10 protein-coding genes are annotated in these 10747 nt (G+C 63.4%); all 10 read left to right on the top strand.

The window, feature by feature from the left end; translation table 11 throughout:
- The first annotated feature begins 470 nt into the window (after nucleotides 1-470).
- From HX801_RS04480 to HX801_RS04525, 10 genes are read left to right on the top strand one after another with little or no spacing between them, the layout of a single operon-like run.
- Entirely contained in the window at nucleotides 471-1064 is a 594-nt protein-coding gene (locus tag HX801_RS04480) for a transposase (RefSeq protein ID WP_087694077.1), read from the top strand.
- A 59-nt stretch (nucleotides 1065-1123) separates the two neighbouring features.
- Nucleotides 1124-2722 (top strand): ShlB/FhaC/HecB family hemolysin secretion/activation protein, encoded by a 1599-nt coding sequence (locus HX801_RS04485; RefSeq protein ID WP_008430334.1) that lies wholly within the window; start codon nucleotides 1124-1126, stop codon nucleotides 2720-2722.
- 24 nt (nucleotides 2723-2746) lie between these two features.
- On the top strand, nucleotides 2747-4552 hold the full coding sequence (locus HX801_RS04490; RefSeq protein ID WP_177021672.1) for a DUF2341 domain-containing protein: 1806 nt from the start codon (nucleotides 2747-2749) through the stop codon (nucleotides 4550-4552).
- 11 nt (nucleotides 4553-4563) lie between these two features.
- The gene (locus HX801_RS04495; RefSeq protein WP_003211540.1) at nucleotides 4564-4989 is read left to right on the top strand and encodes a biopolymer transporter ExbD; all 426 of its coding nucleotides are present in this window, start codon (nucleotides 4564-4566) and stop codon (nucleotides 4987-4989) included.
- A gap of 3 nt (nucleotides 4990-4992) precedes the next feature.
- The gene (locus tag HX801_RS04500; protein WP_177021673.1) at nucleotides 4993-5700 is read left to right on the top strand and encodes an energy transducer TonB; all 708 of its coding nucleotides are present in this window, start codon (nucleotides 4993-4995) and stop codon (nucleotides 5698-5700) included.
- 41 nt (nucleotides 5701-5741) lie between these two features.
- The gene (locus HX801_RS04505; protein ID WP_177021674.1) at nucleotides 5742-7439 is read left to right on the top strand and encodes a putative porin; all 1698 of its coding nucleotides are present in this window, start codon (nucleotides 5742-5744) and stop codon (nucleotides 7437-7439) included.
- Between the two features lie 17 nt (nucleotides 7440-7456).
- The gene (locus HX801_RS04510) at nucleotides 7457-8083 is read left to right on the top strand and encodes a hypothetical protein (protein ID WP_008430322.1); all 627 of its coding nucleotides are present in this window, start codon (nucleotides 7457-7459) and stop codon (nucleotides 8081-8083) included.
- A gap of 20 nt (nucleotides 8084-8103) precedes the next feature.
- Complete coding sequence (locus tag HX801_RS04515; protein ID WP_177021675.1) at nucleotides 8104-8592, top strand: YbjN domain-containing protein; 489 nt, start codon at nucleotides 8104-8106, stop codon at nucleotides 8590-8592.
- Nucleotides 8589-9524: a peptidylprolyl isomerase gene (locus tag HX801_RS04520; RefSeq protein ID WP_177021676.1), complete on the top strand. Its 936-nt coding sequence runs from the start codon at nucleotides 8589-8591 to the stop codon at nucleotides 9522-9524. The genes HX801_RS04515 and HX801_RS04520 overlap by 4 nt, the downstream gene beginning before the upstream one ends.
- A gap of 51 nt (nucleotides 9525-9575) precedes the next feature.
- Nucleotides 9576-10553, top strand: a complete 978-nt coding sequence (locus HX801_RS04525) for a LysR family transcriptional regulator (RefSeq protein ID WP_177021677.1) — start codon at nucleotides 9576-9578, stop codon at nucleotides 10551-10553.
- The last annotated feature ends 194 nt before the right edge of the window (nucleotides 10554-10747 follow it).

The raw sequence follows: 10747 nt of genomic DNA on the forward strand, positions 1-10747 counted from the left end.
GCGGGTCACTTTTGGCAAACGCCCGGAATGCCGGCCCAGCCAAAAGTAACCAAAAGGTCTCTGCTCCACCACTCGGTGCCTCGCCTAGGCTCGGCATGCCCGCACTCCGTGGTTCTGCTTTTCTGTGGGAGCTGGCTTGCCTGCGATGCAGACACCTCGGTTTTTCAGATACACCGAGGCGATGCCATCGCAGGCAAGCCAGCTCCCACATTTGAACCGTGCCCGCTTTAACTTTTGATTTTGCTTCACAACACTCCAAAAGTGAGCCGCTGTAAGAGCGGAACCAATACCAGCCCTGACCGCAGCAACGGATATGCCCACCTCACCCCGCCCCAAAAAAGAAGCTTTTATGACAAAAGTTCGGTAGTCCCCAGCGACCCCCGTCTTGGCTATGTAACGCGCTCAACACCGCCAAAAAAGGCGACGTCAGAGCCGCAAGCAGGATGCCAGGAGTGGGGCGAATGGGAACTATGGAACGTTACTCGAAAGTCGGCATGCAGGAGCTCGACCAGCGCCTGTCAAAGATCGTCGAAGCCGCACGCAAAAAACCGGTCTCGGTCTACCGCTATGGCGCACCGTGGGTATGGATCGTCTCCCAGGACGACTGGCAAGGCGCGCTCAAGGAAGTCTCCAGCTACATCCCCGCAGGCCATTCACTGGTCTTGCTGCGCCCGCAGATCGACGACATCCTCGACCTCCACCGCGACCTGCTCCAGGCCCAACCCGGCACCCAGATCGCCCCCCAGACCGTCTTGCAGATCCTGCTGCTGCAACTCCTGTACTCAGTCCCCAACGAACAGCAACTGCACGAACAACTCAACTACAACCTGCTGTTCCGCTGGTTCGTCGGCCTCGACCTGAACCAGAAAGTCTGGGGCATCAACCTCCTGCAACGCGACATCGCCACGTTCCTGAACAACCCGCAGGCGGTGCAGTTGATCCAGAAAATCATCGGTGAAGTGTTCTGTGGCGCCTTGCTGCACATGCCGGAGTTCTCCCTGAACTTCGCCCTGCTGCACACCTGGCTCGCCCGGCACGGCAACACCTCGATATCCAGCAATTGAACAGGCCAAACGCCGGGCAAACGGCGACGGCAATCATCTTGAGTAAACCAGGGGGCGGTGTGGAGCATCTGTTCAAATCAACGCTGGCGCTGTGCTGGCTGACGCTGGGTGCACTGGCGCAACCGCTACAGGCCGAAGAGCAGGGCACCCAGCCCGAGCCTCCGGCACGGCTGGTGGACGTCAACGAGTACTTCGTGCGCGGCAACACCGTGCTCGACGCTCGTGCGATCGAAGAGGCGGTGTACCCGTTTCTCGGCCCGCAAAAGACCCTCGCCGACATCGAAGGCGCCCGGGATGCCTTGCAGAAGATCTATCAGGCACGCGGCTATCAGTCGGTGTTCGTCGAACTGCCGGAGCAGAAGGTCGATGACGGAATCGTCTACCTGCAGGTCAGCGAAACCAAGGTCGGGCGCGTCCGCGTGGTAGGCGCCAAGCACTATTCGCCGGTGGAAATCCGCGACGAAGTACCCGGCTTGAAGGAGGGCGCGGTTCCGGATTTCACCAGCGTGCAAACCCAACTCGCCGGCCTCAATCGCAGCGCCGGGCGGCAGGTCACGCCGCTGGTCCGCGAGGGCCAGCGCCCCGGCACCATGGACGTCGACCTGCAGGTGGAAGACCAGAACCCCTGGCACGCCAGCCTCGGCCTGAACAACGACTACAGCGCCGACACCAAGGAGCTGCGCAGCGTCGCGACCCTGGGTTACGACAACCTCTGGCAACTGGGCCACAGCATTTCCCTGACCTACTTCACCGCGCCCCAGGACAGCGACAACGCCAAGGTCTGGTCGGGCTCCTACACCGCGCCGCTGACTGATCGCTGGAGCCTGCAGTTCTCCGGTTATCAGTCCGACAGCAACATCGCCACCATCGGCGGCAGCAACGTGTTGGGCAAGGGCCATTCCTATGGCGTGTCGGCGATCTACAGCCTGCCGGCCAGTGGCAATTGGGCCAATTCGTTCTCTGCCGGGGTCGACTTCAAGGACTTCAAGGAGCAGATGAAGTTTGGCGGCAGCACGGACGATATCCCGCTCAAGTACGCACCGCTGACCTTCGGCTACAACGGCTACCGCTACACCGAGCAGTCGCAATTGGGGCTGGGCTTGAGCCTGGTGGTGGGTACCCGCGCGTTCTTCGGCTACGGCAGCGACGCCGAGGAGTTCCAGTACAAGCGTGACAAGGCCAGCCCGAGTTTTGCGGTGCTCAAGGGTGACCTGAATTACACCTACACCTTCGGCAACGACTGGCAGTCGGCGTCCAAGGCCGGCTTCCAGCTGGCCTCGGGGCCGCTGGTGTCCAACGAGCAATATTCCGCTGGCGGCGCTACGTCGGTACGCGGGTATCTCGCCGCCGAGCGCACCGGCGACGAAGGCTACCTGTTGTCCCAGGAGCTGCGCACGCCGTCCCTGGCCAAGTTCCTCGGCAGCTACGTGCAGGAGTGGCGCTTCTATGCGTTTGCCGAAGGCGCACGCCTGCGCCTGCATGACCCGCTGCCCGAGCAGGAAGACGAATACAGCCTGGCCAGTGTCGGCCTCGGCACCCGCGCCAGTTTGAGCAAGTGGTTGTCCGGCAGCCTGGATTGGGGCTACCCGCTGCTTGAAGGCCCAAATACCCAGAAACAGGACTCGCGACTGCACTTCAGTGTGCAGGCGACTTTCTGACCCCTTTTTTCGGAGACTCCTGACATGCAACGCCTATTTCTGAGCCTGTTGATCTGCCTGGGCTTCGCGCTCCCGGCCACCGCCCATGCCTGGTGGCAGGACGATTGGCACTACCGTAAACAGATCACGGTGGACACCACCTCCCAGGGCGCAGCCATCAGCCAGGCCCTGGGCCGCACCGCGCTGCTGGTGCGCCTGCACACCGGCAACTTCAGCTTTGACGGGGTCAAGGACGACGGCGCCGACCTGCGCTTTGTCAGCGCCGACGACAAGACCGTGTTCAACCACCAGATCGAAAGCTTCGACCCGCTGATGGGCATGGCGCTGATCTGGGTCGATGTGCCCAAGGTCGAAGGCGGCCAGCGCCAGGACCTGTGGATGTACTACGGCAACCAGAAGGCGCCGGCCACCGCCAACGGCCAGTTGACCTTCGACCCGAACTACACCGCGCTCTACCACTTCGACGGCGCCAACGGCACGCCGCCCCGGGACACCACGGCCTACGGCAACACTGCCGTAAACGCCACCGGTGCGAGCATCGACGGCGTGATCGGCCGGGCCTTGCAGTTCAGTGGCCAGCCGTTGCTGCTGCCAGCCAGCCCGTCGCTGCAACACGCAGCGGGCGGCGCCTTCACTTTCAGCGCCTGGTTGCGGGTCGACCAGGCCAGCGGCGAGCAAGTGGTGGTGGCTCGTCGCGAGGGCGCCCACAGCCTGTTGCTGGGCTTGAACCAGGGCATGCCGTTTATTGAAATCGACGGCCAGCGCGCTGTCTCGACCCAGCCGCTGAACCCCGGCCAATGGCAGCACCTGGCGTTCACCGCCGAGGGCGACAAGGTCTCGCTGTACGTCAATGGCCGTGAGACCGCGACCCTCGCAGTGGCGATGCCGGCGTTCAATTCGCAACTGGCCATCGGTGCCGATTTGCCGGAAGCCGCCAACGGGCACCTGCCGTTTACCGGGGCCATGGACGAACTGCGCTTGTCCAAGGTCGCGCGCCCGGCAGCCCTGTTGCTGGCCGATGCCACGGCCCAGGGCGCCGAGTCGAAACTGGTGGCCTATGGCGTGGATGAAGAACAGTCGGGCTTCGGCTTCGGCAGCCTGGGGTTCCTGCTCAAGGCGGTGCCGGTGGATGCCTGGGTGATCATCCTGGTGCTGGTGGGGATGATGTTCCAGTCGTGGTTCATCATGCTCCGCAAGAACCGCCAGGTCAGTCGCGTGAGTGCTGCCAACGATATCTTCCGCGAGCAATTCGCACAGATCGGTACGCGCCTGGAGATGTACTACGACGACGCGTTACTGGCTGAGCGCCTGACCCATTCCTCGCTGTGGCGCCTGTACCGGGTCGCGGTCAAGGAAATCCGCACTCGCCGCGCCCAGGGCGCCGACACCTCGTCGGTCTCGGCAGCCACCATCGAAGCCATCCGCTGCTCCATGGACGGCGTGCGTACCCGGGAAAACCAGCAGCTCGGCGCCAAGCTGTCGACCCTCTCCAACGCGATTGCCGGTGGCCCGTATATCGGCCTGCTCGGCACCGTGCTGGGGATCATGGTGGTGTTCCTCGGCACGGCGATGGCCGGCGACGTGAACATCAACGCCATCGCCCCGGGCATGGCGGCGGCCTTGCTGGCCACGGCCATGGGCCTGTTTGTCGCGATCCCCGCGCTGTTTGGCTACAACCGCCTGATTACCCGCAACAAGGAAGTCAGCGCCGACATGCGCGTGTTCGTCGACGAGTTCATCACCCGCCTGGCGGAGATGCACGGCGAGAGCCAGCACAGTGAAGCGGCGCACCGTCGCGACCACCACGCCCACGCCCACGTCCCGGCCTGAGGAGAATCAGCATGGCTTCCGTGAATGCCTCCCACGACGATGACGATGACGCACCCGTCGACAGCATCAACATCACGCCCCTGGTGGACGTGCTGATGGTGGTGTTGGTGATGTTTATCCTCACCGCCACCGCCCAGGTCTCGGGGATCCAGATCCACCTGCCCAAGGCCAGTGCTTCGGTATCGCTGTCCGAGGCCAAGACCAAGGCCATCTCGGTGAACGATGGCGGCCAGGTGTTTCTCGACGCTTACCCGGTGACCTTGCCTGAGCTGGAAGAGCGCCTGCGCATCGAGAAAGCGCTGAACCCGGACTTCCCGGTGATCGTGCGCGGCGACGCCATGGTGCAGTACCAGAAGGTCATCGAAGTGCTCGACCTGCTGCGTCGCCTGGAGCTGTCCCAGGTCGGGCTGGTCACCGGCAAACCGAGCCAGGGCTGAGTCATGACCGCACAGATGCCGATCGCGCCGACGCCCCTCAAGAACAAGCCGCCATTGCGCCCGCTGAAGTGGGGCATCGGCCTGCTGCTGGGCGCCGTGGCTGCCTGGTTTCTCTGGCAGTGGGCCAATGACATGAGTGGCGTGCGCCGTGAAGCGCCCAAGGTGCCGACGATTATTCCGTTGCCGCCACCGCCACCACCGCCGCCGGAAAAACCCAAGGAACCGGAGCCCGAGGTGCAGGAAAAAATCCCTGAGCCGGAACCCACGCCGACCCCCGACGAGGTCAAGCCCGAGGAAGAGGCACCGCCTTCGCCAGCAGACGACCTGGCCAACCCGATGCAGATCGACGGCGACGCGCAGTCCGGTACCGACGGTTTCAACATCGGTGCCGGCAAGGGCGGCGGCATGGCCGGTTCCGGTGGTGGCGGGCTCGGCACCGGGACGTTCAAGCAGTACCTGGCCGGGGTGTTCCAGCGCCTGCTGCGGGAAGACCCGGAGCTGCGCAAGAAGGCCTACACGGTGCAGGCCGACCTGTGGCTGAGCGCAGACGGCGAGGTGACGCGCGTGGAGCTGGCCAAGTCCAGCGGCGACGCCGACACCGACGCCCAGGTGCTGGCCGCGTTGCGTGCCACACCGCGGCTGAAGGAACGCACACCCGCCTCAATGACCCTGCCGGTACGCCTGTCCCTCAAGGGCCGGCGCCCGGATTGATCGAACCCTTTTTTGCAGTTTTCTACAGGAGTTGTGTGCAGATGATTTCCCACGTGAATCGATTGACCCTGGCGGTCGGCATGGTCATCGCGACCCTGGTCGGCCAGGCGACGGCCGCCGCCGCGCCTTCGGAAAACGCCACGATCAACCTGATCCGCCTGCTGGTGCAGCAAGGTGTGCTCAAGCAGGAACAGGCCGACGGGCTGATCGCCCAGGCTGAAAAAGAGGCTCAGCAGGCACGCCAGGCCAGCACCGCCACGGCAGTAGCGGCAGGTCCAACTGCGGCCCCCGGCGATGTGCGGGTGCAGTACGTGCCGGCCGCGGTGCGCGACCAGATTCGCGACCAGGTCAAGGCCGAGGTCATGGCCACCGCCAAGCAGGAAAACTGGGCCCAGCCCAACACGTTCCCGGAGTGGGTCTCGCGCATCAGCTTCGACGGCGATATTCGCCTGCGGGATGAGTCGCGCTATTTCTCGGGCAACAACAGCAATGAAATCGTCGATTACGCCAAGCTCAACGACAGCGGCCCCTACGACGTGAACAAGAACACCAACACCAAATTGCCGCCGCTGCTCAACACCCGCGAAGACCGCGAGAACCTGTTCCGCCTGCGCGCCCGCCTGGGCATGAAAGCCGTGATCTCGCCGGAATGGACCGCCGGCATCCGCCTCGGCACCGGCAACGACAACAACCCGGTGTCCACCACCCAGACCCTGGGCGGCGGCTTCGGCAAGAAAGACATCTGGCTCGACCAGGGCTACCTCACCTGGAAGACCACCGACTACATGACCCTGACCGCCGGACGTTTTGCCAACCCGTTCTATTCCACCGACATGATGTATTCCGGGGACCTCAACTTCGACGGTGTGGCGGCGATCTTCAACCACAAGCTCAACAGCGACTGGGGCCTGTTCGGCACCCTCGGCGCGTTCCCGGTGGAATACAGCCCCGACACCGCCACCACCAACGGCTTCGACAAGGACGAGAGCGAAAACAAATGGCTGTTCGGCGGGCAGATCGGCGCCGACTGGAAGATCAACCGCAGCAACAGCCTGAAGGGCTCGATGGCCTACTACCACTTCGGCGATATCCAGGGCGAACGCTCCAGCCCTTGCTCGCCGTGGGCCGGCCAGCCGGCGTGCGATACCGATGGCGCGCGCCTGGCCTTCATGCAGAAGGGCAACAGCGTGTTCCTGCTGCGAGACATCACCCCCAACCCGGCAACGCCTGGCCTGACCCCGCAACCGCAATTCGTCGGCCTGGCGTCCAAGTTCAATGTGCTGGACCTCAACCTGGCGTGGGACAGCGAGCTGCCGGAGGACCTCAAGCTGCGCAGCCAGACCAACTTCATCCACAACCTGGCCTACGACAAGGGCGAGATGCTCAAACGCAGCGAAGGCCAGATCGTCAACAACCTCAACAGCGACGGCCAGTTTGAAAGTGGCGGCAATGCGCTGCTGGTACAGTTCACCCTCGGCAGTGCGCTGGAGATGCGCAAGAAGGGCGACTGGAACGTGCTGGCCGGCTACAAATACATCCAGCCGGATGCCTTGCCGGACGGCTTCAACGACTCCTCGTTCCACCTCGGCGGCACCAACGCCAAGGGCTATTTCATCGGCGCCAACTACGGCCTCGACAAGAACATCTACGCCAGTGCCCGTTGGCTCAGCGCCTCCGAAGTGTATGGCGCGCCGTTTGAAGTGGATGTCATGCAACTGGAACTCAACACGCGCTTCTGATGCGCCGGAGAAAGCTCATGAACACGCGAATTTGCGGCCTGCTTCTACTGCTCGTTACCACCGGCGCTTCGGCTGAAGGCATGGAGGAGCGCCTGCGCACTCAGCTGCGCAGCACCACCCAGCAGTTGCAGGCGCTGCAAAGCGAGCAGGCCCAGGCCAGTGCCGCACGCATCGCCGCCGAAACCCAGGCCAAGCAGGCCCAGGCGCAGGTCAAGCAACTGACCGCCGAACTGGAAAAGACCCGTGGCGTGGCCGAGCAACTGGTGGGCCAGCAACAGAGCCTGCATAGCCAGGCCCAGGCCCAGGTGGCCGCGAGCAATGAGCAGGTGGGCAAGTTCAAGAAAGCCTATGAAGACTTGCTGGTAATCGCCCGGGGCAAAGAAACCGAGCGCGCACGTTTGCAGGCGCAACTCACGGAACGTGACACACAAGTGCAGCAATGTTCAGTCAAGAATCAACAGATGTACGACGTGGCCCAGCAGTTGCTGACGGCCTACGAAAAAATCGACGTGGCCGACGTGATGAGCATCCGCCAACCGTTCGCCAGCAGCACCCGGGTCAAGTTCGAGGAACTCGCCCAGGGTTTTGGTGACGGCCTTTACCTTAATCGGTTCGATGCTCCACAGACCGTCACTAATCATTGATCGACAAGGAAGATACCCCTATGAGCGACGTACAACTGATCAGCAGCGTGACCCCGCAAGCCTTGACCGAGCTGCTGCAGGAAGCCGGCTACCGGGTCAACCAGACCGAGCAGAACGGCATCGTGCAATTGCTCAGCGCAAGCCAGGGCATTGGCTTCGCCGTGCGTTTCGGCAACCCGGCGGCAGAGCAGGGCAGCTACGTGGACTTCACCTACAGCTGCGCGCTGCGGGTGCAGGGCGAATTGCCCGAGGGGCTGGCCCAGGTCTGGAACGCTTCCCGACGTTTTGCGCGGTTGTCGTTGCAGGGTGAGTTCCTGCTGATGGAGATGGACGTGGTGGCCGCCGGCGTGGGTGCGCCGTACTTGCGCAATCAGCTGGAATTGTGGGACCGCCTGCTGCAGGAATTCATCGTCTACCTGCGTGAATACAGCCAGCAAGCCGCCCAGCTTCAAGCCCAGGCCGACGCCGCGCCTGCCGTCGATGCCCGTGAAGAGGCGCCTGCCCTGTGAAGAAACCAACCCTGGTGGTCGGCGCTGGCGCCCTGGTGGTGCTGGCGGTCGCGGTGGGGTTGAGCCTGCGGCCGGGCAGTGACCCGGTCGCAGCCCAGCAGCCTGCACCGCTGGCCGTGAAGGGCGGCCCGGCGGTGGCGCGCCTGGGCAACCAGCAGATCGACCTCGCCGAACTCAAGTCGGTGTTGGCCGCCTTGCCGGCGGAAACCCGCGAGCAGTTGCGTGGCAACCGCAGCGCCCTGGAAACCTGGCTGCGTTCACGCCTGGCGCAAAAGGCTGTGCTTGAACAGGCCGATGCCCAGGGCTGGCGGCAGCGCCCGGAGGTGGAGCAGCAAACCCGCGCCGCCACCGAGCAGATCGTGTTTCGCGACTACATGTTGTCGGTCAGCCAGGTGCCGACGGATTACCCCAGCGCCGCTGAATTGCAGCAAGCCTATGACAGCGGAAAGGCACAATGGGTGACGCCGCCGTTGTACCAGGTCAGCCAGATTTTCCTGGCCGTGAGCGACCCGCAAACCGTCGACAATGTGCGCCGCCAGGCCCAGGAGTTGAGCCGTAAGGCGCAGGCCTCGCCGGGCGAGTTTGCCGCCCTGGCCAGCCAGTATTCCCAGGACCCCGACAGCGCCCGGCGCGGTGGCGATGCCGGGATGCAGCCATTGCAGCAATTGGTGCCTGAAATGCGCGGTGTGGTGGCGCGGCTCAAGACGGGCGGGGTGTCGGAGCCGGTGCAGAGTGCGGCGGGTTTTCACGTGCTCAAACTCACTGGGCAACAACCGGCGCGCACGGCCACGCTGGATGAACTGCGTGGCCGCCTGACCGAGGCCTTGCGTGCGCAACGCCAGGAGCAGATTGCCAAGGCCTACCTGGAAGGCATGCTCAATACCGCGACCTTGAGTATCGACGGCGCCGAGCTGAACAAGGTGCTGGAGTAAAACCGTATCACCGCATTGGATGCACAGTACCCACAAGACAGGGAGTCTCCCATGGTATTTGTTGAACCGGCTGTACCCCACGGCGTCGCGCCTTATCGTGCGTCGACTGAATCCCGCGAGGCCTGGCTGGCCCTGGCGGCCGCGATCGAGCCCGAGGTGGCGCAGTATTTCCTGATCAGCGCCCGCTGTGGGTGTTTCATGCAGGCGGCTCGCAGCCTCAACATCAAGGCCACGCAGTTGCGCAAGCGCCTGGCGCAGCTGGAAGAGCAACTGCGGCGTTCGCTGTTCAGCTATCAAGGCAATGTCCTGGCCCTGAGTCGTGAAGGGCAGCAGTTGCAGGCGCAGTTGATTGCCCTGGCGCATGAGCGACGCTTGCCGGTGCTGGAGCAACCGTTGATTCGGCTGGCGGTTGCCGAGTCGATCCTGCATGACATTCTGGGGCGCGACCTGATTGCGCTGTTGCGGCGCAATGCGAGTGTGCGGCTGGAGATCATTTCCATCGACAGCGAGTTGGGGTTGCAGGCGCTGGATGCGGATGTGGTGGTGTGGTTGTCGGGTATGGATTCGCCGGGGGCGGGGCCGAGTTTTGCCATTGGGGCGCCGGAGGTGTTGGCGCGGTTGGATTATTCGCCGCATATTGCCAAGCGGTATTCGCGGTTGGCGGTGCGGCCGGACAGCATTGAAGACCTTGCGGATTATATGTTGGTGCAGTGGCAGCCGGACCGGCAGGTGGAGGCGCTGCGGCCGTGGAATAGCCTGGTGGAGCAGCGGCTGGCGGGGGTGGTGCGGGTGGAAGCGTATCCGCTGATGCTGGAGATGATTCGGTGCAGTGCGTGTATTGGGTTGTTGCCGCGGTATATGAGTTGTTTTGATCGTGGGTTGACGGCGTTGGATGGGGTGTTTCTGGAGGGGATGCAGCGGCAGGTCTGGATGGGGGTGGGTGCTGATGTGCGGCATCCGCTGGAGGTGGGGTGGGTGGTGGAGATGATTCGGAATACGTTTCTTGAGCGGGGGGAGTGGTTTGATTGATTGATTGATTGATTGAGTACATATCCGTTTCTTCGGTAACGGCTACTTATGGTTCCGCTCTTACAGCGGGTCACTTTTTTACAAACGCCTAAAAAAGTAACCAAAAAACGCTTTGCCCCACCACTCGGTGCCTCGCTTAGGCTCGGCATGCCCGCACTCCGGCACGGCTCCGCGGGCCGCCGCGACGGGCCATC

Origin of the sequence: Pseudomonas sp. G1002, from assembly GCF_013385455.1 — a bacterium.
GTDB lineage: Bacteria > Pseudomonadota > Gammaproteobacteria > Pseudomonadales > Pseudomonadaceae > Aquipseudomonas.